Consider the following 20,431-nt stretch of genomic DNA (forward strand, 5'->3'; position numbering starts at 1 on the left):
GCTAGCCTCCTGGGGGGTGCATAAGGAACCTGTCGGCCCAGGTGTAACCGTGGTCAAGCAGATAGTCTATCTCCCGCCTCAGGTAGGAGGTAGGAGGAATCGTCACACCGTCTTTCGGAGCTATGATCATCCGATCACCCGCGGCGATTCTATTATCCAGAAAGTGCTCGTTCAGCAACCAGGGATCGATACCGTCAGCGATTATCTTGTCCCACATATCTCCGACGCTGAAGTAGCTTGCGTCGTGCTCAATCGCGACCTTGATGTACTTGGGGAAACCGCCTAGCACGGTTGTACCGTTATTGGTTATGTGTTGCTCGGCAAGCTTTTTGAGGTCGTCGGGGAGTGGGTCCGGGGCGGCGCCATCGCAGTCCACAGGAATCAGCCCCAATGGATCACACGCGGTGGCTGGGTTTGTTGGGTATGCGTAGGGGTTGGGCGCCGGCGCCAAGCCGAGAGGATCTGGGGTGAGGTACCGCCCGGTGCCGGGGCTGTAGTACCGCATCAGGTTGTAGAACAGGCCCGACTCTTCATCCGCGTACTGACCCGGAAAGCGCAACGGCGTCGACTCGCCGGTCCAGGCGGACTGTCCCCACAACGTATTCGTGGCGCGACCAGCGAAGGCACCCGTATCGGGATCGAGCAAACCGACCGGCATGCCGATCTGGTCGGACACGATTGCGTAGAACCGCTGATCCACGTCGCTTTGCGACATCGTCGACGTGGATACGTCGGTTTCGAGGCCCGCCATGTCCAGCAGACCACCCGACGACGGTGCAGGCCGCGCCTGTCGCGAGACGGTCAGCTGTGCGAGTGGCGTCAGCCCACCCGGCGCGTAGACCCACGCCAGGCCGTCACCCGTAGCCTCGTCGACCTGCTCGACGAGCTGCGTCCCCGACCACGCGAAGGACGTTCGCGACCCGTCGTCGGCGACCTTGGCGACGCGCCGACCCATCGGGTCGTACTCGTACCCCCAGCGCCGACCACTCGGGTCGACCACCTCACGCAACCGGTCCCAGGCATCCCAGCGGTAGCGCCACACATCGGGCTTGCGGCTCAGCCTGCGCCGCACCACCTGGACCACACGCCCGGCACCGTCGTACCCGTACGACGACCGCCCGTCGTCCATCAACCGGCCGTCGCGGTACTCCCACCCGGCCCTCTCTCCCCCGTCGTCCGCTCCCCCGGCGACGATGTTGCTGCCGGCGTCGTAGGCGAACGACTCCACCAACGCACCCGCGGCATCGGTCACCGACCGGACGCGGCCCATCGGGTCCAGGTCGAAGCGCGCATCGCGAGCGACTGCCTTGCCGGCGGGACCCTCACCCGTCACCGACAGCAACGCACCATCAGCCCGGTAGGCGAAACCGCTCGACGCCGCAAGACGTTCCGGCTCCGGATCGCTGAGTCCGAAGTTGATACGACCGGGATCGGTCAATCCGGCCACCACCGACCGGCGCGTCAGCCGCCCCGCAGCATCCCACTGCGAATCGATCGCCGACGTGCCGAACGCCCGCCTGGTCTCCCGCCCGACGGCATCCGTCGCGAGGTCAATGATCCGGTCGCCGACAGCCATCCCGGCGAGCACGCCTCGCGCGTCGTAGCCGTATCCCGCCGCGGTACCGGCCGGCGTGATCCGCTCGGTCAGGTCACCGCCGGCACTCCACCGCGACAGAACCGCGGCCGCATTCCACGACTCCGACACCGTGCGGCCCACCGCGTCGTACCCGAGGGCGAGTTGTCCAAAGGCATTGCTCGCCGACACCATTCGTCCCGCGGCGTCGTACCCATACTCGACCACCTCGTCGCCAGAGCGTTCCGAGATCAGCCTGCCCACCGCATCGTAGGAATAGTCGATGCGCTCCCCCGCGCCGTTCGTCTTCGACGCGAGGCGCCCGGCGTCGTCGTAGGTGAACGTCGTTTCCGCACCCGCGAAGTCGACCTCACGCGCCACCCGTCCGTCGGCGAAATACTCGTAGCTCCAGCGCCGACCGAGCGGGTTGACGACACCGATCAGACGCCGCGCGCGGTCGTACTCGAACGTCGTGCGTGACCCGTCGTTGTCGATGCGGGCGACGGGCAGGTCGTAGAACCCGTACTCCCACGACGTGACAGCGCCGACAGCATCGGTATGCGACAGCCGGTTTCCCTCGCCGTCGTAGGTCCACGTCTGCGTGCCACCGTCCGGGGCGACCTCCGCGAGTACCCGACCCCCGAGGTCGTAGCGTCGCTGCGTCACTGCACCGTCGGCGGCGACAAGCCGCACCGGTCGCCCGAAGTCGTCGTAGTCGACGCTGGTCGTGTTGCCCTGGGGGTCAATGACACTGGTGGGCAACCCGGCCGCGTCGGCGGCGAACACCGTTCGACGACCGTCGGCGTCAGTGGACTCGCTTGGCACGCCGGAGTCGGAGTATCCAACGGTCCGGACCGCGCCGGCCGCGTCGGTCACCGACACCGGGTTGAGGTCGTCGTCGTATCCGATGGTCTGAACCGTGCCGTCCGCGGCGACTACCCGCGACGGCCGACCGGGCGCCGCGTATCCGATGGTCGTCGAGGCTCCGGTCGGGTCTGCGATCCGGACGAGATCGCCCTCGTCGTTGTAGTCGTAGGTGGTGACCGCCCCGGCGGGATCGGTGGAGCTGATCGGGTTGCGCCGCACGTCCCAGCGCGTGAAGGTGGTGCGGCCCATCGGATCGGCCACGCGCTGCGGCCGTCCGTCGACGTCCATCCCGTAGAACGTGGTGGCTCCGACCGCGTCGGTGTACGCGGTGACACTGCCGGTGCCGTCGCCCAGCTCGCGGTAGTCGAACCGACCGGCCCACACTCCGTCGACGCCGGACTGGTACACGATCCGTCCCTGGTCGTCGTAGACGTTCTCGTAGGTCTGCCCGATCGAGTCGCTCCACGACACCATCCGGTGATCGTCGTCGTACGCGAACCGGGTCGTGGCGCCCTCGGCATCGGTGACGGCAACGAGATCGCCCTCGTCGTAACCGAATTCGCGAAGCGTCGTCGAGGTGACACCCGCATCGGACATGCTGATCGCTCGATACCGGATGACGCGTCCGCCAGTGGAGTCGATCGCGAGCCGGTATCCGCCGGAGTGTTCGACCGACACCGGCACACCCATCGCGCTGTAGCCGATGATGATGCGGTTGCGATGACGGTCGGTGATCGCGGACAGCGAAAATGCCTGCGCAGCAGTGTCGGCACCACCGAGCTGCGGCTTGGGGTCGAACCACAGCGAGCGATCGCCGGTGCGGTCGGTGAGGAGGTAACCGCCCCGAGGGGTGCGGCGCAGACGCCACAACCGGCCGACGACGGGGTGAACCTCGCCGTCGCCGTCGACGGGTGGGAAGCGCAGCACAACACCGTCGGGGTCGATGGTGGTGACACCGTCGTCGTCGGCGACGACCCGCGCGTCCAGGGTGCTCGACCAGCTCGGACCGAACCAGTGGCCACTGCGGTACCCGGAGCGGTGGCACCGGACCATCGTCAGCGGGAGGACGCCGGGTAGCGCGACATCGGTTGCCGGCAGGAAATATTCACCGGTCGCGACATCGACCGGCTCACCGGTGGACGTACAGTCCTTCGGCTCGGTCGCCGCGTCTGACAGATCACCATCGGGCTTCGAAGTGTTGACGTAGTGATCGTCGTGCGGGTCGGTTTGACCATCCGGCGAATCCGTCGCCTCGGATTTCCCGCCGCCGACCTCGCGGGCGGGCGCAGGTTCAGCGGGTCGACCCCCTGCCGGCGTCACTGTCTCGCCCGGGCGGGTGGCCACCGCGGCCGCCGCACCCGGATCTTCTGGCTTGTTGTGTGCCGTGTGCGACGGCCCGCGAGGGTCAGCCACCGTCGATGGTTTGACCGGCTGCGCAGGCGCATCGGCGCCCGGACCATGCCGCGGGGGCAGACCGGGGTCGCGCGGCACCGACGGCGGATCAGCTCGACCGCCCAGGACATCTGGCTTCGGTTGTACGGGATCCACCCGGCCCTGGGGCTCCACACGGTTGGACGGTTCGACGCGCTGCGGTGTCGCGTCATGGGTGGGCCGCACGTCGTGCGCCGGGGACGGCGCATGCGACACGGGGGCAGGCGGATCCACCGACGCCGATCGGGTGGGTGCCGGTGACGGCGGTGTTCGATCGGTTGCCTCACCACCGCTGTGCTGCGGCGACGATCCGGGATCGCGCGACGGGACATCGTCGGCGTGCGACGGAACCGTATCGGGTTCCTTGGTCGGGAGCTCATCGTGCAGGCGCGGCGGCGGGTCGGCGTTCGGAGCGGTCGGCTCCTCAACCTTCGACACCGGCGCGACGTCGTGGTCCCGCGGCGTCACGGACGGCTCGTCGGCTTTCGGTGGGGCGACATCGTGGTCTTGCGGCGTCGGGGACGGCTCATCGGCCTTGGGCGGAAGATCGTTGTGGATCGGTTCGGGATCTTTGGCCGTCGGCGCATCAGAGCCGTCGGGACGGTTGACCAGGTTGGGGTCATCCGGCCCAGGCTTGTCCGGGGCGACGGGATCGGCGGGCTTGTCTGCCGGGCCGGTGTCGGCGGTCGGGCGGTCCGCTGCGGGCGAGTCAGCTCCGTCGTGAGGGGCGGACGAACCGTCGGCGGGCTGATCGTGGGGCGCCGAAGTGTCGCCACCGGGGCGCTCCGGTGTCGGTGCAACGGCGTCGCTGTCAGGGTCCTTCGCGGCCGGGGCTGCCGAATCGCGTTCGGCTGCAACCGGCCCCTCGTTGCGTCCCGCATCTGCGCCGCGACTCTCTCCGGCGCCGGCGGACTCGGACGCGCGAGGCGCCTCGGAGGGGTGCGATATCGGCGGCCGAGCACTCGATGCCGCATCGCGCGCACCGGCACCGACATCCCGCGACACCGACTCCAACCCGCGCGCGCCACTCGTGGCCACGGTGCGTGACGCGGTGGCGGCCTCGCGGGTCGCCGCGCTCGCCGCCGTCGCCGCCTCGCGTGCTCCGGTGGCACCGGCCCGGGTCGCACTCGACAGCGCTCCGGCCCCCTTAGGACCGGGCGCGGCGAGCGACATGATGTTCGCGGTCAGCGAGCCCGCAGCCTGAGCCGGGTCCTTGTCCCACCCGTTGCCGAGAAACGCCTTGCCGAACTCCTCCGGATGGGCGGCCATCGACGTCAGGCCTGCACCGAGAGCCGTTGCGTTGCGCGCGTACTCGGCCGGGTGGGCCATGTTGTACGGATCCGACGGGTTGACGGTGCGGACCATCTTGACGGTGTCGGTGACCACGCTCGCCGCACCGACCGCGAAGTGGTCTTTCATGATGTTGAACGTCGTCGACGCATCGTCGAGGGTGTCGGCCAATCGTGATGCGGCACCGGCCAATTCCGGCGCCTTGTCAGCTGCGCCCTTGAGTGCGCCGGCAGCGCTGTCGGCGGCGGAGTTGCGGTGCTCGCGCGCCGAGCGCAGCACCCGGTTGGCCTCGTCCTTGAGCGCCGGGCCGGGGTCGGGGCCGAACGTCGGCATCGACGGCTTCACGTCGGTGGCGCCGCTGTTGTAGCTGTTGGCGGCGGAGTTGTAGGCATCGGTGCGCCGGTTCTTGTCGTCGGCCCACGCATCGTGTTGGCGCTTGGCCTCTTTCCAGAGTCGCACCGCTTCGGCAGCCTGCGTCTGCGACCACGTCACCGCGTCGGCGAGACCGTTCAGCGCGGTGCCGGCGGCCTCACAGGCGTCGGCGGCGGTGAACCACTTGGGGAACTCGGCGGCCGTCTTCGCGTCGTACCCCTCGGACGCCTCACCGCCCCAGTCCCCGACCGAGATGCCCCGCAGCCCTTGCCCGCCGGTGTCCAACGACCCCGACATCGTCGACAACTTCCCGGCGCGGTCGTGCATCGCCCCGGGATCGCCGTGGACCAGTTCCTTGGGATCCTCGGTCTCGTCGAGCGACTTCTCGTCCGGGGTGGCGCCGAGCTGATCGGCGAGAGTGTCGCCGAAGTCCTCGACCGCATCGGCCGCACCGTCGAGTCCGACGGCGCGCATCCCGTCGGCGAGGACGTCGGTGCCGGCGTCGACGACGTTGCCAACAGCCTTCTCACCCGCATCGAGAGCGTTCTCACCGAACGAGACGACATCGTCGAGAAAGCCCACCGGCGCGGCCTAGCGTCCGGGGATCGGGCCGGCGCCGCTCGCCACGCCGCCGAGGTTGCTCGCGGCCTGCGGCAGATCGTTCTTCATCGAGTCGAGATTGGTGTTGATGTCCTCGCGGACCGCGTCGAACGACTCCTCTGACAGGTCCGGGTTGGCGAGGCGGTCCCTGTTGTAGTCGACAAGGTCGCCGGCCGACATGTCGTCGGTGCCGCGGGTGATGATGTTGCCGTCGGCGTCTTTGACGCTTTCCTTCTGGAGGCTGGGGTCGCCGACGAGGTCGTTGCCGAAGTCCTTCAACGCGTTGGCGGTGTACTGCTCCTGCTTCTCGTACATGCCGGCGCCGAGGTGGAGTTTGTGGGCGATGTCGTTGGCGGTCTGCACCAGGGCGCGCATGCCCCATTCCCAGCGTTCGCAGAAGGTGTCCATAGCCGACTTCGCCGACTCGCGGCTCATCTGACGTCCGGACAGCTCGAGGTCGTTGAACCCGCGACCGGTCTGCCCGGCGTACGAACCGATCACCGGGGCGCCCGACAACCCGTCGATCACCCCGTTGATGCCGGTTGCGGCCTGCTGCAGCGCCTTCGGATCTGCGCGAACGTCTATGACGACCCCCGAGAGTCGAGTGCTTCCGGCGGAAACACCATCACGTCGGCCTGGTGCGCATCGATGACGAGCCCCGTCGGCACCGGCCCTTGCGTGACGACCTTATCGATCAATGCCGCGCCGGTCACCTCGGACGCCTGAACGGATGCGAGGTCACGCTCGGCCGCGACCGCGAATTCCTGCGCTCGCGCCCAGGTGGTGAAGGCGAGCAACCAGGGCACTTCCCCATACATCAGGGTGAAGTACCGCTCATTGTGGTCGAGCGGCACGTAGAGCACCTGGTCACGCAGGGCCTCGAGCAATGCGGGCGGTTGACCGTATCCACCGAAGAACGCGGCACGTTCCTGCTCGAAGTCCATGCCTCCCCCGTCGTCATCTAAGCCACTACCTTCGACGTGTCGTAGCGCTAGATGATACGGACCACGAACTCAGTCCAGATCAGCGCTGTTCGCGATCGAGTTCCGAACGGATCGAGGCAATCAAGTCCTGGCGGGCACGTTCTGGCATCGCGGCCGACCACCCATTGTCTTCGTGCCACAGCGTCATCTCGTGCTCCAGCCTGGACGCCAACTGCTCGTCGTAGTGAGCGGCGCTTGTGTCTGCATCGTCGACCGATGGACCCCAGGTCTCCATCTCTACATAGTGACTCTCGGCCGTCCTCTCGAGCGAGGCCTCCATATCTGAAAGACCGCTCGTCAACTTATCGAGTGCGGTCTGCACCGACGGAGATGACGAATGGCCGGGCCCGCCTACCACTTCAGCCCCTCGAGCACTTTCGCAACTTGCTGTGTCGCGGGTTGGCAGCCGGCGAATCGGTCATCGTAGGTTCGCAGTCGATACTGCAGCAGATAGCCCGCCGGAGTCTTGTCGCTGCTCACCGACGCCTGGCAACTATCCAGGAGACCCGGCACAGTCACGTAACCCTTCGCGGAAGGTCCGACCGGAAAGGTCTCGGTCGCCGCCTGGCGCAGCGCCTCCGCATCCACTGGCTTTGTAACGCTCAATTCGAGGTGACTGTCTCCGGCGCCGAGGGACCAATCGCAACCGGGCAGACCGTCCTGCGTCTCAGGTGATGACTCGACCTCGCCCGGCGGAACACTCAACGGCCGTAAGTCATTTGCAGTCAGGAGTCCGCAAAATTGTTCACTCGAAAGGGCGATTGCCGGGTCGACACTGGACGACTCCCCTGCGTCCGACGTCGCGGTCGTGGTCGCCGTTCCTCCCGCGCTACTGACGAAGCTTCCGGCATTGTTTCGAGGCGCACTGTCGTCGCTGCATGCAGAGACAGCACCCGCTGTCAAAGCAGCGAACGCCAGTACCGTAACGATTCTTCGGATGTACCTCATGGTGCGTCCTCCCACGGCGCCTCACCGGCACCGGCTTCGTAGCGTTGTTTCGGCGCGTCACGCGCGCGGTTCACGTCCGCTGTGGTTGCAAGATCCTGCGTGTTCTGTGCTCGCTGCTCTGCGTCGTCGATGATCTTCTTATACGGGGCCAGCTTGTCGTCGATCTTTCCACCCGCGTAACCCATTGGATCGCTGACGAATTGGAGAAACTCTTCAACGGTGTCTATGGCTTTCTTGATGTCGGTCAGCATCGTATCGACGGTTTTGTAGATGTCGTAGATGATGCGCGTGACCTGGTCAATGGTCTTCTCTGTACCCAGACCGGGGATGAGCTTCAGGACGGTATGCACGGCCCCGGAGAGATCGTGGAAGTCCACGAACCGTTCCAGTGACCTCATCAAGAGATCAAGGACACGCTTTACTGCGTCCTGGATCTTCCGTGAAGCAAGATTCAGGCCTTGTTGAATGAGTCGGCCCGTGGCCGCCTCCCATTCCAACCCGCGCGACAAGTTGTTGACATAGTCGCCGAACGCCACTGCCGCCTTGCCGTCCCAATGCGGGTCGAGGCGACTATGTACTGAAGACAGGTCGTTTCCGACGGTGCCCAAGGCTGTCCCAGCCTTGGCGTAAGCCTCCCCGATCGTTTCCAAGGCCGCCCAGTTTCCGGCGATCGGTTCGAGCGCCGCCTCGATGGGGCTCCAGTTGATGAGAGAGCGAATTTTACCGTCCACTTCACCCACCCATCCCATCGAAGCGTCGATCAAGCTCCGCGAATCGGCCTGGCGGTGTTCGGGCTCATCGATCTGGATCGGAGTGGGGGCACCGTAGGAGACCTCGCCTGACATCGAATCAACCGACACGATCTTGCCACCGTCAATAACCGTGTGTGCCAACGACGTCGCGTTTTTTCGGTCCTGCGCGTGATAGTCCCAAGCGCCCTGCTTCATCTCGTTACCGGTCCCCGAGAGATCGTCGATCAGAGGCGCCTGACGGGCCTTGGTCGCCTCGGCCAGCGAGTTCACCGCGCCCTCGAGCACGCTCATCAGACCTGTGAAGTCCTTGCCCTGGGGCGCGGCACACTTGACCGACATTTTTGTGGCTGAATCGGCGTGCTTCGCCAGTTCTAGTACATAGGAGCCAGCTCCCGCGAGCTCGGTGGGCTCAACTTTGAATTTCTCGGACAAGCGCCCTCCCGCTAGTTGTCGCGATCCGCCACCAACGTCCGTGCCGTTAGCGGTCCGAATCAGTACCGTACCGGACAGGTGCACAAAACCGAACCTCTTCGTTGCCGGCGCACCAAGCGTGGGAACCGCCCCTGCACGGCCATGGCAACGCGGCTCGCAACGGACCGACGGCCTTGCAGGGAAGGTGAGATGGTGGCGCACTTGATGGAAGGCCCGGACGACCGGCGGCGTCGCAACAAAGCTGCGATCACTCCGCGAGGATGACTTCACGGGAGATGGCGATGGTCACCGACGCGAACGGCTCGGGGCAGGATTGCCGATGATCGTTACCGGCACGGTGGCCAAGCGCCCCCCACGATCCGCCTCTTGTGGACCGTCACCGCGGCGGCGACTATCGTTGCGTGCGTTCTTTGCTCCGTCCAGATCGGTTCCGGTGTCATGCTGGCACGCGAATTGCGCCGGACCTGCGGCACCCACCCACCGTTGCTGATCGCCCAATACTTCTGGGTAACCATGCTGCTGTCTGCGGTGGGCCTGGCGGCGGCCATCGCGGCGATGGTCTCGTCGCCCCGGGGAGTCGCACGCTGTGCTGCTGCAATATCTGGGCTGGTGTGCGGAGCAGTGTTGGTGCCGAGTTAGTTCGTCTTCACCGCTCGTCACAACTTTATTGGCCCTCTGTGCAGCAGCCTGTGAGCCGGTCGAAGAAGTGCTCCACCGACAGAGAGCGCTTGGTGGCGTTAGCTTTAACGGTCCAGCCGCGAGGCAGCCCGTGAAACAGCGCAGCCAATGAGCGGGGGTTGATCGATTCCGTCGCTTAGCCGTTGTAGTCCGAACGTATTACGTGCGTTGTCGCATGATCCGATACATCGCGCGGCCGCGCTGTGTTGAACCTAGAATCTGCGCATGATTCGCAAACAAGGCGCATGGGGACTGTGGTGGCTAACGATCATCACGCTGAGCATCTACTACTTCATCTGGTACGACCGCATCAACGGCGAACTGGCCGCGGCGGTCGGAGTTGAGAGGACCGCCTGGACACGCTGGTGGTCACAGCTCATCCCCATCTACGGCATCGTCGGCCTCCACCGGACGGCCAAGCGACTGAACCAGGCTCACGCTGCAGTCGGGTCGAGCACCCATGTGTCGCCGTTCGTGACATGGTTCTGGGCCGCAGGATGGTTCGCCTCACACACGCGTTACCTCCAGCGACGCATCAACATTCTGGCTGATGTTCATGCCGGACGAAATGCATATCAGCCCCGCGCCGCGTAGCCAGATCGCGCTGTGCGGTCACTGAATGAATGCAGACATTGGTGTCAAACTCACGCGTTCGGAGCAGTTCACTACCACGCATCGCCCAACGAGCAGATGCCACCGAAGGCCCGCATCGTCTCTGGGCGTTTGACTTACACCGTCGAAAGGCAGAGCCCCGCCAAGGCGACGTCGGTCGCCAAAAGTCCCCGACCGCGAGTCGTAACGATCACGTCAGGCTCTCGCTTACGTCATTTCGAGCTCGTTCGACCATCAACCGTCTGATGCAAGCACGTCGACGAGCCCGGGCAGAGCAACCGCGGCCGTCGACCGGATGGTGATGTCACAGGCATCGGACAGATCCGTCTCGTCCGGATTGATCTCGATGATCGTCGCGCCGGCGCCGCGAGCGATGTGCGGCAGACCAGCAGCTGGGTAGACGACACCTGACGTCCCGACGAGGATGAACACGTCGCACGCCTCGGCACGGGCTGTCGCTTCTGTGAATGCGTTCTGCGGCAACATCTCCCCGAACCACACGACGCCCGGTCGCACATGTCCGCCGCATTCGCACTGCGGTGGCGGTAATCGATCGCCCTCGGGGTCTGACACTTCCGCGTCGTGCTCGCGGCCACAGGTGTCGCACCGGCACGCGAACAGGCTGCCGTGGACATGGATCACGTCGGAGCTGCCTGCGCGCTCGTGGAGGTCGTCGACGTTCTGGGTGACCAGCCGTACGTCCGCGAACTGCGCCCAGGTGGCGAGCGCCTGATGCCCGGCGTTGGGTTCGACGGCAGTGAGCATCGCACGACGTCGCTGGTACCAGGCCCACACCAACGCGGGGTCGTCCTCCCAGGCCTCCGGAGTCGCCAGGGTCATCGGGTCGTACTTGGCCCACAAACCCGTCTGCACATTCCGGAACGTCGGCACACCGCTCTCCGCCGACATGCCTGCGCCGGTGAGGACGGTGACCGTGTTCGCCGGGCGAAGGGTCTCGATGGCGTCGCTTGTCGGATCGGTGGCGCTCATTTGTTGCCTGCCTCTCTGGTCACTCGCCATCGCGACTGACGACGTCTGTTCGTTCCTTCGAATTGTCCTCGCCGCCGCCGGCTGCGGGGGTGATTGCCGCCAGGCCGATCAGGGTCTCGACGTGGGGTCGTCGGCCTGTTAGGCATAGACGATGAAGCGCTCGGGTCTGGTAACCCTGTCAGCCGTGGTGGCCGTCGTCGCCCTGTCGGGTTGCTCGTCCACAGACGGCAGCCCCTCGTCGCAACCCACGACGGTCGTGACCGTCACCGAGTCAGCCTCGGCGACCGCCGCCCCCACGTCGACGACGACAACAGCGGCTGCGAGCCCGTACACACAGACCAGCATCCGGGTGACAGGAGCGTCGGGCCGGGCCACCTACGACGTCACCATCCCGCAGTTGAGCGGCGGCAACCCGGCGGTCACCGCCGAGTTCAACCAGTCGATGCGTGCGGCCCTCCAAGACCTGATCGACGATGACAAGTCGCCGTACGACGGCTTCAAGCTGAGCAACGGCTACTCGAAGGGCCCGTTCCACATCGGTGAGCGGGTCATCAGCGCGGAGCAGATCACCGGGTGGATCGCTCAACCCCCTGGTGCGCACGGCGACTCACTGCTCTCGACGGTGACCATCAACGCCGACACCGCGAAACCGATCACGTTGCAAGATGCGTTCGGAGATCTCGGCGCCGGTCTCGCGCGGCTCTCACAGGAATCGGCACGCATCCTGCCGACGACCAACGTCGGGGACCGGTACGTCCGCGAGGGCATGGCACCCAAGCTGGAGAACTTCGCCAACTGGACCGCGTCGCCCGCCGGAATGCTGATCCACTTCGGCGACTATCAGGTCGGCGCGTACGCCGACGGGCTCGTCACCATCACGATTCCGTGGTCATCGTTGTCCGACGTGCTGGCACCCGGCATGCAGGACGTCCTGAGCAGCTGAGTAGAAGTACGGATTCTATGCGGAGGCCGGCCGCGATGGAATGGTCCTCATGATCGAGACAACGCAGATCCCCGGACCGATCGAAGTCGTGCGACCCAAGTATTCGGGCGGAGCAGCTTTCGCCACCGGGCTCGCATGGGCGCTCTTCTTCATCGTTCCCGCGCTCTACCTGGCAGCGTGGCAGGAGTCCGGCAGCGGGCCGGACGACAATTCCACGTCGATCTTCGTCATCACAGCCGTCTTCGCCTTCATCTCTGTCATGTCTGCCATCTTCGGGGCGGTCCGCGGCAGCGGCGCGACCCGGAACGCCTGCCTCTTACTTCTGGCTTTGGAGCTGTTGCCCCTCATAAGAGACAGCGGGCTCCTCAATTGACGCGGGCTACCTTGCGATCCAAAGGGATGTCAGACTACCGACCCGCCAGCGCCTCGGCGAGATCATCGCACCCCAATGCACGGTATGCCTTGACATACTTCCCGATCAGCCTCTGCTGCAACGGCTCCGGCAAGCGGCGGAACCGCTCGGGATCGGTGTTGTCCGCAAGGTCAGCCAACTTCACGACGAGTGCGCTGTCGTGCCTCCGGATCGCCGCGTAGTAGTCCTCGTCCGGAATGTCCTTGTTCCGCGTCAGTAGCGTCACCACCTCGACGACGTCAGCGGGCACACCGCGCTCGAGGAGATTCTCCGCGGTGATGCCCGAGTCCTCGACCACGTCGTGCAACAGTCCGGCAGCGACGGCGACCTCGTCGCTCGGGTCGATCCTCCGCGACACCGAGCGCGGGTGCTCGATGTAGTCGACCCCCAGCTTGTCGGTCTGGCCACGGTGCGCCTCCACCGCTATCGCATCGGCCAGTGCCAGCAGGCCCTCACGTTCAGATGAATTCACTGTCATCAATTTCTTCCTCCTCGTGATCCGGCATCAGAGTGTCCGGAAGGCTGTATTCGCAACCCAGATCGTCCGGGGACGCGATACCGCAGGTGTCCCGGAACCAGGCGACCACGGCACCCGCGAGGAGCTCCTGGTCGCGACTGAAGATGTATCCGTCGGTGCAGTCCTCGAAGTGTCCGTTCATCAACCATCGGTAGATGGGCAAGCCGCGCGACCTGAAGTCGACCACGTTGAGCCGCAGCAACATCTCGCGCGAACGGCGCAGCATCACGACACCGTCTTCGAGAATCACCGCCTGAACGCAGGCCACATCTTGATCATGTTCCGCGTGGTAGATGAAGTGCGCCGGCCCGATCTCGAAGATCATGCCAACCGGCTTGTCCGTGAGGGAGGTGGCGATCCACTCCGCCATCGCGCGCCATTCACGTATGCCCGACGGGTTGTTTGTGTGTCCCATATCGGTGACCTCCTGCGACTTTCACCCTGACGGTACCGCCGGGGTCTGACATTGCGACGACGTGCGAAACTCGTGCTACGTTCTTTGTAGTCACTTCGACCACTAAAGTAAAGGAGTCGACTATGACGATCGTCGGCTGGCTCGGATCAACCGCGTTCAGCGCGTTCGGCGCACCTACGTCTTGGGCGGAACTATTGGGCTTCGTCACCGGCGCTCTCTGCGTGTACCTCGTTGCACAGCAAAACATCTGGAACTGGCCGATCGGCATCGCGAACAACGTCGTGTTCATCCTGTTGTTCCTGACCGCGGGGCTGTACGCCGACTCGGCACTGCAGGTCGTCTACATCGCGTTGGCCGTCTGGGGTTGGTATCTGTGGATCGCCGGCCGGGAGGCCGCACCGCGCGCGGTCACCGGGACCAGCCGACCGGAGTGGGCCGCGCTCGCCGTGATCGGAGTGCTGGCCACTGCTGTTCTGACCGCGGTCCTGGCGCTGGCCACCGAGTCGGTCGTTCCGTTCTGGGATGCCCTCACAACGACGCTGTCACTGCTGGCCACCTGGGGCCAGGCCAAGAAGCGTTGGGAGTCATGGCTTCTCTGGATCACGGCCGACCTCATCTACGTACCGCTCTACTTCTACAAAGACCTCGTTCTGACCGCGGTGCTCTACGTCGGATTCCTCGCGCTGTGCGTGATGGGCCTGCGGGCGTGGCGTCGGGACATGTCCGCGCCGCCGGTCGCCGTTCCTGTTCTGCAGAGCTGATCATGTACCGGCACGCGTTGGTCATCGGCAAGTTCTATCCCCCACACGCTGGGCATCATGCGTTGATCCGGTTCGCGGCCAGCGTGGCCGAGGAGGTCACGGTGGTGGCGATGCCGTCGGCCGTCGAGTCCATCCCGTTGGCTGATCGTGTCGGATGGTTGCGGGAATCACACCGCGAGAATCCGTCGGTGCAGATCACCGGGATCGTCTGCGATGCCCCCGTCGATCTGAGATCTCGCGCGGTGTGGGCAGCACAGGTGGCGTGCATGCGCGCTGCCGTCGCTCAGGTGTCGCCCGACCGCGTGGACGTGGTGGTGAGCAGCGAGGGTTACGGACGCGAGCTGGCGACGTGGTTCGACGCCGCGCACGTGTCCTTTGACCCGGATCGCCGGCGACTCCCCATCTCGGGCACACGGTGTCGCGCCGACCTCGCCGAATCGTGGACCTACCTGGACGCACCGACTAGTGCCGGCCTCATGACGCACGTCGTGGTGCTGGGGTCGGAGTCCACCGGCACGACGACCGTCAGCCAGGCTGTGGCTCAACACTTCCGCGACCGAGGCGGCATCTGGGCGTCGACGCGGTGGGTGCCTGAGTACGGCCGGGACGCGACCGTCGAGAAGCTGGCTCAGCTACGGACCACGTCGGCCGAGGCCGACATGAATGACGTCACGTGGTCCGGCGACGACTTCGCCCACATCGCGCGCACGCAGCAGGGCCGCGAGGACGCGGCGGCACGCGACGGATCGCCACTGCTGGTCTGCGACACCGACGCGTTCACCACGACCATCTGGGAGCGGCGATATCTCGGCCCACACAGTCACCGCGCGGCGCCCGAGGTCCGTGACACCGGCAGCATCTATCTCGTCACCGACCACGAGGACGTCCCCTTCGTGCAGGACGGCATTCGCGACGGTGAGCACGTCCGCGCAGAGATGACCGGATGGTTCATCGATGCGCTGACGCGCAGCGGACGGTCCTGGGTGTTGCTGACCGGTAGCCTCGACGAGCGGATCGCGCTGGCCGTTCGAGTGGCCGACCAGGCGCTGGCCACGCGGTCCACGTTCGCCGATCCGCTGGGAGTGTCATGACCTACGACGCGTCGGAGTTCCCGCCGTTCGCGGTCACCGTTGATCTGGCGGTGCTCACCCTCCGCGAGGGAAAGCTGTGCGCCCTGGTGATCACCCGCGGCGAGGACCCCTTCCGAGGAAAGCCGGCACTGCCAGGTGGATTCGTGCACATCAGCGAGTCGACCGACGCGGCGGCAGTTCGCGAACTCGCCGAGGAGACCGGGGTACGAACGTTCCCCGGGCACGTCGAACAGCTGGCCACCTACAGCACTCCGGACCGCGACCCGAGAATGCGCGTGGTGTCGGTGGCCTACGTGGCGTTCGCGCCGGACATGCCCGAGCCGGTGGCCGGCACCGACGCGGCGGATGCGACGTGGCTCGCACTTGGCGACCTCCCGGACGATCTGGCGTTCGACCATCGGACCATCCTCGACGACGCGATCGAGCGGGTGCGGTCTAAACTCGAGTACACCACGCTCGCAACCCAGTTCGTCGGTGCCACCTTCACGCTGCGTGAGTTGCAGACGGTCTACGAGACGGTCTGGGACGTCACCTGGGATCGCGCCAATTTTCGACGAAAGGTGCTCGGCACCCCCGATTTCGTCCGCCCCGTGGACGGCGAGACGGTCGCCACCGGTACGCGGGGTCGACACGCACAGCTCTATCGCGCCGGCGAGGCCACGACGCTGCATCCGCCGATCCTGCGCTGGTAACGCCGATCAGGTCAGCAACCGCCGCCCGAATCGCCACCGCCACCGGAGTCGCCACCACCGAAGTCACAGGAACCACCGCCGTTGTCGCCGCCCGACCAGCCGCCACCATCGGACGAACCGCCCCAAGCAAAGAATCCAGCGGAGCCCCCGGCGTCCATCGTGGACGAGCGCTTGTAGATCGGGGTGATGCCCTTGCGTACCCCGCGTTCGGCTTCCCGGTCGGCCTCGGACTGACTGTGCGCTTTCAGCAGCGCGGCGCCACCGATCACGAACGCCCCGAGAACAATCACCATCAACAACACACTCACCACCGCCTCTCCAGGCCCCATCGGCTTACAGGGTGGTTCATCATCGCGGGCGGATGCGCCCCGCGCAAGAGACCGTTCGCGTGATGGTGGGCGGGCGTTTACGTGATCGTGGGACCAATTCCTTCCGCATCGATCGCAGTCGCGGCATCATCGACCCATGACTGATTTCAACGAGACCATCATCAACGAGTTCCGCAGCAACGGCGGTCATGTGGAGACAGCAGGTTTCGGCGACAAGCTCGTCATCCTGCATTCCATCGGCGCCAAGAGCGGCGACGTGCGCCTCAACCCGCTCCTGGCCCTGTCCGAGGACGACTCCTGGCTCATCGTCGGCTCGGCCGCCGGATCCCCCAAGGACCCGGCCTGGGTGCACAACCTGCGTGCCCACCCGGCCATCGACATGGAGGTGCCTCGCGATGGCGAGGTCGCGACCATCAAGGTGAACGTCTCCGAGGTGCCCGACTCCGTTTGGGCCGAGAACTGGAAGAAGTTCACCGACTTCTCCGACGGCTTCAAGGAGTACGAGAAGACCGCCGAGGGTCGTAAGTTCCCGATCTTCCGCTTGAACCCGGCCTGACCGTCCGCGTCAGCCGGCCGGTGCGGTCGCCGGGGTCGAGCCCGACGCTGTCCAGCTCCCGTCCGTACGGCTGACCGTCGTGGTCGAGCCGTCCGTACCGGTCACGCGCAGCGTGGAGTCGTCGACCCACTCGAGCTTCGTCGCGCGCAGGTCGGCGCGGTACTGCTCCGCGCCGGCGGCCTTGTCCCGGATGACGACGGTCCCGTCGGTCGCCGTCGCGACGTAGGTCCCCCCGGGCGAGTTGGTGTCGGACACCGACGCGGCAGCCGGTGCCGGTGCTGCGGTGGTCGTCTCGGTCGGAGCGGTCGCCGTCGGGGCACTGGTTGTCGGAGACGATGTGGTCGGAGCGGGTGTGCTGGACGACGGTGCGGCCGAGGTCGAGGGTGTGGATGTCGCCTGTGCCGGCGCCGACCGAGCGTTCGCCTGAGCAGACTGAGTCACCGTGCCGTTAGCAGATCCACAGGACAGCGCGCCGAGGAACACACCGATCGTGATCGTCGCGCTACCCGACGACAAGAAGTTTCCCACCTTGCTTCGCAGCTCAACTGTGTACGAGCCCACCAGCGTGCCCAGGAGGCCGCTGAGGTCGCTTGCGGTGACCCGAACAATTCTGGGGTCCGCAGCAGAGCCGGCCACGACCGTGACGGCACTCGCCCCACCGCTTCGGGTGTAGGTCAGCTGATAGTCGTAACTCCGGTGGCTGACGGGATTGGGCCAGGAAAGGTTCACATCAGCGCCGACTCGCGCGCAGTTGAACGCCGTCGGCACCTCGGGGCGACCCGCCGAGACCGTGCCGGTGGCCGTGGCCGAATCGGTCAGCGCGGCCAGCGTGCCGTGAGTGCGCGCGAACCCGGCGACCGCAGTGGCGACGACAACCACGACAACCGCTGCCTGCACTCCGATCGCTGCGTACCGGGACCGATCGGACGCCGCCGGCGCGGCGTGTCGGCCGCGGTCGGTACGCCGAAAACGCTTGTCGGGCCGGAACGCCGCCCACAACAGACCGAGCGTGAGCAGCGTGGCGATGGCCCACGAGAACGGGTTGGCGAACCAGCTCAGCACGTAGCCGAGCTTGGGGATGTCGAAGACGACCCGGTCGACCGAGGTCACGGTGTACGGCGCCGAGTCGACGACGTTGTTCGCGTCGCCCCGCAGCGTCATCGTGGTGGAGTTGCCGACGCGGGAGTCGACCGACACCACCCGGTGGGTGATGCGGGTGCCGTCGGCGCGCGAGACGCTGACGACGTCGCCGACCGAGACGTCCGACGCCGGCACCGACCGCGCGATGGCGACATCCCCGACGTTGATCGCCGGCGACATCGACTCCGACCGGAACACCAGGGGCGACAACCCGAATGACACGCCGACCACTGCGGTGACGACGCACAACAGACCGGCGATCGCGCCCACGGTGAGGGCGATCTCGGTGGCGATGTTCTTCGTGCGTTCGGACACGTCAGACACCCGCCGTCGCGGTGAAGGTGAAGAGCACCGAGCCCGACGTGCCGGCCAGACCGGCGGCGGCACCGATCGGGAGGTTGAGCTGCAGGCACAGGTTCTCGACGCCGTTGGTCGCAGCGAGGGGGCCGCGATTCGACGCGAACGTCGTTGCGCCAGAACCGATCGTTGTACCGGTGGCCACTGACGTTCCCGTTCCGCACACACCGTTGGTGGCGGTCGCTCCGGCGACGACGGTCAGCATCATCCCCTGCCCGAGTGCGCTGGAGCTCTGCACGGCGGCCGAATAGCTGAAGGCCGCGGTGCCGGTGTTGGTGATGGCGACGACCTTGGCGGCGGACTGGCCCGGCAGCAACCCGGTGGGCGAGAACGCGAACGACGCAGCCTTGGACGCGTCGGCCTGGATGTTGATGGTGGCGGTCGTGAACACGCCGGACTGGGTGTTCACGCTCGTCGACCACAGCGCGAGGGTGCCGACGACGCCGATGCCGATGACCATGCCGATCGACAGCAGGGCACGGAACCGTCGACTGATCACCGCGAGCCCGGCGGCCCGCAAATAGGCGGTCACGGTGTGCGTTTCGCGGCGCGACGGTCGCGGACCGAGCCCGCGAACTGCAGGACGGCGTACAGGATCAGTCCACCGGCGATCACGTAGACGACGATCAGTCGGGTCGAACCGGTGATCCAGTTGTTGACGTAACCCAGGTACGGGATCGAGTACCAGAGCTTGCCCCGCACCTGTTCCGCTTGGACAGGTCGTTCGTCGGGGACGGGGACGGCGTCGCCCTGCGTGGTGAGCAGTCGGTTGCCCTGCTGGTCGAAGGTGAAGCCGACGACGCGGTGGGTGATGACTCCGGGTTCACCCGATCGGATCTGATAGGTGACGACGTCGCCGATCGACAGCGTCGAGGCGTCGACCTTGCGCACGACGATCAGCGTGCCCGGCGGGTACTTCTGCTTCATCGACGAGGTGAGAACCGTATAGGGCTGGGCGCCGCCGATTTTTGGCACGACGATGGCTGCGAGCAGGATGCCCACCAGGAACAGCAGAAGCAGCCACGTGACGATCTGGAACACCCACCACAGCGGACCCGTGCGCCGAGCGGTGTCCGCGGGCACGTCGGGCGTCGATGCCGGCGCTGCGTGGCGTCCTGCGGTCATGATCTGGTCTGCTCTGTTCCGAAGGTGAAGAGGATGGAGTACGTCGACGAACCGGCGCCGGACACCGCCTTGAGTGCGCTGCGGATGCACCAGGTCTCCGACGCGCCCTTGGCGAGTGATCGCCACACACCGGCCGTGGCGGTGCCGGCCGCGGACGCGTCGACCGTGGTGAACGCCGACGTCCCGGTGAGCGGGCCGGTGCCACAGCTACCGCCGACGGCACCCGAGAGGGTCACCGTGACAGCGGAACCCGAGGTGATCTGCGGCCCCGCGGCAGTGAGTCGATACCGGAGCGGGGTGTTGCCGCCGTTGGAGATGACCAGCGGCGCCTGACTTTGTTGACCCGGCAGCTGACCGGTCCCCGCGAGACCCGGGAACTGATAGGTCGACCCGGTGCCACCGCCGGCCACGAGCCTGAGTTGACCGGTGGTCGCCGTGGTGGAGGTGGCGGTCTTGCGATCAGACCACAGGGCATCGGTGGATCGCACTGCCGCGAGCGACAGTGCGACCACCAGACCTGCGATCCCGACGATCAGGAGCCGGGTGAGACCCGACCGTGTCATCG

21 protein-coding genes are annotated in these 20,431 nt (G+C 66.1%); 7 read left to right on the forward strand and 14 right to left on the reverse strand.

The features are described from left to right. Position 1: 1 nt before the first annotated feature. From IEV93_RS16940 to IEV93_RS16960, 5 genes are all read right to left on the reverse strand, one after another. Positions 2 to 6,115 carry a putative T7SS-secreted protein gene (locus tag IEV93_RS16940; RefSeq protein WP_188491116.1) on the reverse strand — a complete coding sequence of 2,038 codons (6,114 nt, stop codon included), beginning with the start codon at positions 6,113 to 6,115 and terminating at the stop codon, positions 2 to 4. A 9-nt stretch (positions 6,116 to 6,124) separates the two neighbouring features. Beyond that, positions 6,125 to 6,661, reverse strand: coding sequence for a hypothetical protein (locus IEV93_RS16945; RefSeq protein ID WP_188491117.1), 537 nt, complete (start codon positions 6,659 to 6,661; stop codon positions 6,125 to 6,127). A 53-nt stretch (positions 6,662 to 6,714) separates the two neighbouring features. Next, on the reverse strand, positions 6,715 to 7,077 hold the full coding sequence (locus IEV93_RS16950; RefSeq protein ID WP_188491118.1) for an SseB family protein: 363 nt from the start codon (positions 7,075 to 7,077) through the stop codon (positions 6,715 to 6,717). A 79-nt stretch (positions 7,078 to 7,156) separates the two neighbouring features. Beyond that, a complete protein-coding gene (locus tag IEV93_RS16955) occupies positions 7,157 to 7,438 on the reverse strand; it encodes a hypothetical protein (protein WP_188491119.1) in 282 nt (93 codons plus the stop codon). 622 nt (positions 7,439 to 8,060) lie between these two features. Next, complete coding sequence (locus tag IEV93_RS16960; RefSeq protein WP_188491120.1) at positions 8,061 to 9,248, reverse strand: hypothetical protein; 1,188 nt, start codon at positions 9,246 to 9,248, stop codon at positions 8,061 to 8,063. 903 nt (positions 9,249 to 10,151) lie between these two features. On the opposite strand from IEV93_RS16960, the gene IEV93_RS16965 reads away from it, so the two are divergent. Next, positions 10,152 to 10,520 carry a DUF4234 domain-containing protein gene (locus tag IEV93_RS16965; protein WP_188491121.1) on the forward strand — a complete coding sequence of 123 codons (369 nt, stop codon included), beginning with the start codon at positions 10,152 to 10,154 and terminating at the stop codon, positions 10,518 to 10,520. 252 nt (positions 10,521 to 10,772) lie between these two features. Here IEV93_RS16965 and IEV93_RS16970 read toward each other — a convergent pair whose 3' ends face one another. Together IEV93_RS16970 and IEV93_RS22550 are read right to left on the reverse strand one after the other, a co-directional pair. After that, positions 10,773 to 11,528: an SIR2 family NAD-dependent protein deacylase gene (locus IEV93_RS16970; RefSeq protein ID WP_188491122.1), complete on the reverse strand. Its 756-nt coding sequence runs from the start codon at positions 11,526 to 11,528 to the stop codon at positions 10,773 to 10,775. Between the two features lie 138 nt (positions 11,529 to 11,666). After that, positions 11,667 to 11,873 carry a hypothetical protein gene (locus tag IEV93_RS22550; protein WP_229705258.1) on the reverse strand — a complete coding sequence of 69 codons (207 nt, stop codon included), beginning with the start codon at positions 11,871 to 11,873 and terminating at the stop codon, positions 11,667 to 11,669. Between the two features lie 4 nt (positions 11,874 to 11,877). Between IEV93_RS22550 and IEV93_RS16975 the strand changes: the two genes are divergently transcribed. Beyond that, positions 11,878 to 12,471 carry an RsiV family protein gene (locus IEV93_RS16975; protein ID WP_229705259.1) on the forward strand — a complete coding sequence of 198 codons (594 nt, stop codon included), beginning with the start codon at positions 11,878 to 11,880 and terminating at the stop codon, positions 12,469 to 12,471. Positions 12,472 to 12,520: 49 nt separating this feature from the next. Beyond that, the gene (locus IEV93_RS16980) at positions 12,521 to 12,844 is read left to right on the forward strand and encodes a hypothetical protein (protein WP_188491124.1); all 324 of its coding nucleotides are present in this window, start codon (positions 12,521 to 12,523) and stop codon (positions 12,842 to 12,844) included. Positions 12,845 to 12,878: 34 nt separating this feature from the next. On the opposite strand, the gene IEV93_RS16985 is transcribed toward IEV93_RS16980, so the two are convergent. Together IEV93_RS16985 and IEV93_RS16990 are read right to left on the reverse strand one after the other, a co-directional pair. Next, complete coding sequence (locus IEV93_RS16985; RefSeq protein WP_188491125.1) at positions 12,879 to 13,361, reverse strand: HD domain-containing protein; 483 nt, start codon at positions 13,359 to 13,361, stop codon at positions 12,879 to 12,881. Next, entirely contained in the window at positions 13,342 to 13,815 is a 474-nt protein-coding gene (locus tag IEV93_RS16990; RefSeq protein ID WP_188491126.1) for a hypothetical protein, read from the reverse strand. Before IEV93_RS16990 ends, IEV93_RS16985 begins: the two co-directional genes overlap by 20 nt. Positions 13,816 to 13,937: 122 nt before the next feature. On the opposite strand from IEV93_RS16990, the gene pnuC reads away from it, so the two are divergent. The 3 genes from pnuC to IEV93_RS17005 are packed head-to-tail and all read left to right on the forward strand — an operon-like array spanning position 13,938 to position 16,359. Continuing rightward, positions 13,938 to 14,576: a nicotinamide riboside transporter PnuC gene (gene pnuC, locus IEV93_RS16995; RefSeq protein ID WP_188491127.1), complete on the forward strand. Its 639-nt coding sequence runs from the start codon at positions 13,938 to 13,940 to the stop codon at positions 14,574 to 14,576. 2 nt (positions 14,577 to 14,578) lie between these two features. Beyond that, positions 14,579 to 15,667, forward strand: coding sequence for an AAA family ATPase (locus IEV93_RS17000; RefSeq protein ID WP_188491128.1), 1,089 nt, complete (start codon positions 14,579 to 14,581; stop codon positions 15,665 to 15,667). Then, positions 15,664 to 16,359 carry an NUDIX hydrolase gene (locus tag IEV93_RS17005; protein ID WP_188491129.1) on the forward strand — a complete coding sequence of 232 codons (696 nt, stop codon included), beginning with the start codon at positions 15,664 to 15,666 and terminating at the stop codon, positions 16,357 to 16,359. Before IEV93_RS17000 ends, IEV93_RS17005 begins: the two co-directional genes overlap by 4 nt. 11 nt (positions 16,360 to 16,370) lie before the next feature. On the opposite strand, the gene IEV93_RS17010 is transcribed toward IEV93_RS17005, so the two are convergent. Next, a complete protein-coding gene (locus IEV93_RS17010; protein ID WP_188491130.1) occupies positions 16,371 to 16,652 on the reverse strand; it encodes a hypothetical protein in 282 nt (93 codons plus the stop codon). Between the two features lie 172 nt (positions 16,653 to 16,824). On the opposite strand from IEV93_RS17010, the gene IEV93_RS17015 reads away from it, so the two are divergent. Beyond that, a complete protein-coding gene (locus IEV93_RS17015; protein WP_188491131.1) occupies positions 16,825 to 17,244 on the forward strand; it encodes a nitroreductase/quinone reductase family protein in 420 nt (139 codons plus the stop codon). Between the two features lie 9 nt (positions 17,245 to 17,253). Here the strand turns inward: IEV93_RS17015 and IEV93_RS17020 are convergent, their stop codons facing one another. The 4 genes from IEV93_RS17020 to IEV93_RS17035 are packed head-to-tail and all read right to left on the reverse strand — an operon-like array spanning position 17,254 to position 20,429. Further along, the gene (locus tag IEV93_RS17020) at positions 17,254 to 18,699 is read right to left on the reverse strand and encodes a signal peptidase I (RefSeq protein WP_188491132.1); all 1,446 of its coding nucleotides are present in this window, start codon (positions 18,697 to 18,699) and stop codon (positions 17,254 to 17,256) included. A gap of 1 nt (position 18,700) precedes the next feature. Continuing rightward, a complete protein-coding gene (locus IEV93_RS17025; protein WP_229705260.1) occupies positions 18,701 to 19,273 on the reverse strand; it encodes a hypothetical protein in 573 nt (190 codons plus the stop codon). After that, positions 19,270 to 19,866: a signal peptidase I gene (locus IEV93_RS17030; protein WP_188491133.1), complete on the reverse strand. Its 597-nt coding sequence runs from the start codon at positions 19,864 to 19,866 to the stop codon at positions 19,270 to 19,272. The genes IEV93_RS17025 and IEV93_RS17030 overlap by 4 nt, the downstream gene beginning before the upstream one ends. Next, entirely contained in the window at positions 19,863 to 20,429 is a 567-nt protein-coding gene (locus IEV93_RS17035) for a hypothetical protein (protein WP_188491134.1), read from the reverse strand. The genes IEV93_RS17030 and IEV93_RS17035 overlap by 4 nt, the downstream gene beginning before the upstream one ends. Positions 20,430 to 20,431 lie beyond the last annotated feature (2 nt).

Source organism: Williamsia phyllosphaerae (assembly GCF_014635305.1).
Taxonomy (GTDB): Bacteria; Actinomycetota; Actinomycetes; order Mycobacteriales; family Mycobacteriaceae; genus Williamsia_A; species Williamsia_A phyllosphaerae.

Coding starts and splice junctions, on each gene's coding strand:
- IEV93_RS16950 (WP_188491118.1), bottom strand. CDS start 7,077: ATGGACTTCGAGCAGGAACGTGCCGCGTTCTTCGGTGGATACGGTCAA.
- IEV93_RS16965 (WP_188491121.1), top strand. CDS start 10,152: ATGATTCGCAAACAAGGCGCATGGGGACTGTGGTGGCTAACGATCATC.
- IEV93_RS16970 (WP_188491122.1), bottom strand. CDS start 11,528: ATGAGCGCCACCGATCCGACAAGCGACGCCATCGAGACCCTTCGCCCG.
- IEV93_RS22550 (WP_229705258.1), bottom strand. CDS start 11,873: ATGCTGGTCTGTGTGTACGGGCTCGCAGCCGCTGTTGTCGTCGTCGAC.
- IEV93_RS16980 (WP_188491124.1), top strand. CDS start 12,521: ATGATCGAGACAACGCAGATCCCCGGACCGATCGAAGTCGTGCGACCC.
- IEV93_RS16985 (WP_188491125.1), bottom strand. CDS start 13,361: ATGACAGTGAATTCATCTGAACGTGAGGGCCTGCTGGCACTGGCCGAT.
- IEV93_RS16990 (WP_188491126.1), bottom strand. CDS start 13,815: ATGGGACACACAAACAACCCGTCGGGCATACGTGAATGGCGCGCGATG.
- pnuC (WP_188491127.1), top strand. CDS start 13,938: ATGACGATCGTCGGCTGGCTCGGATCAACCGCGTTCAGCGCGTTCGGC.
- IEV93_RS17000 (WP_188491128.1), top strand. CDS start 14,579: ATGTACCGGCACGCGTTGGTCATCGGCAAGTTCTATCCCCCACACGCT.
- IEV93_RS17005 (WP_188491129.1), top strand. CDS start 15,664: ATGACCTACGACGCGTCGGAGTTCCCGCCGTTCGCGGTCACCGTTGAT.
- IEV93_RS17010 (WP_188491130.1), bottom strand. CDS start 16,652: ATGGTGATTGTTCTCGGGGCGTTCGTGATCGGTGGCGCCGCGCTGCTG.
- IEV93_RS17015 (WP_188491131.1), top strand. CDS start 16,825: ATGACTGATTTCAACGAGACCATCATCAACGAGTTCCGCAGCAACGGC.
- IEV93_RS17030 (WP_188491133.1), bottom strand. CDS start 19,866: ATGACCGCAGGACGCCACGCAGCGCCGGCATCGACGCCCGACGTGCCC.
- IEV93_RS17035 (WP_188491134.1), bottom strand. CDS start 20,429: ATGACACGGTCGGGTCTCACCCGGCTCCTGATCGTCGGGATCGCAGGT.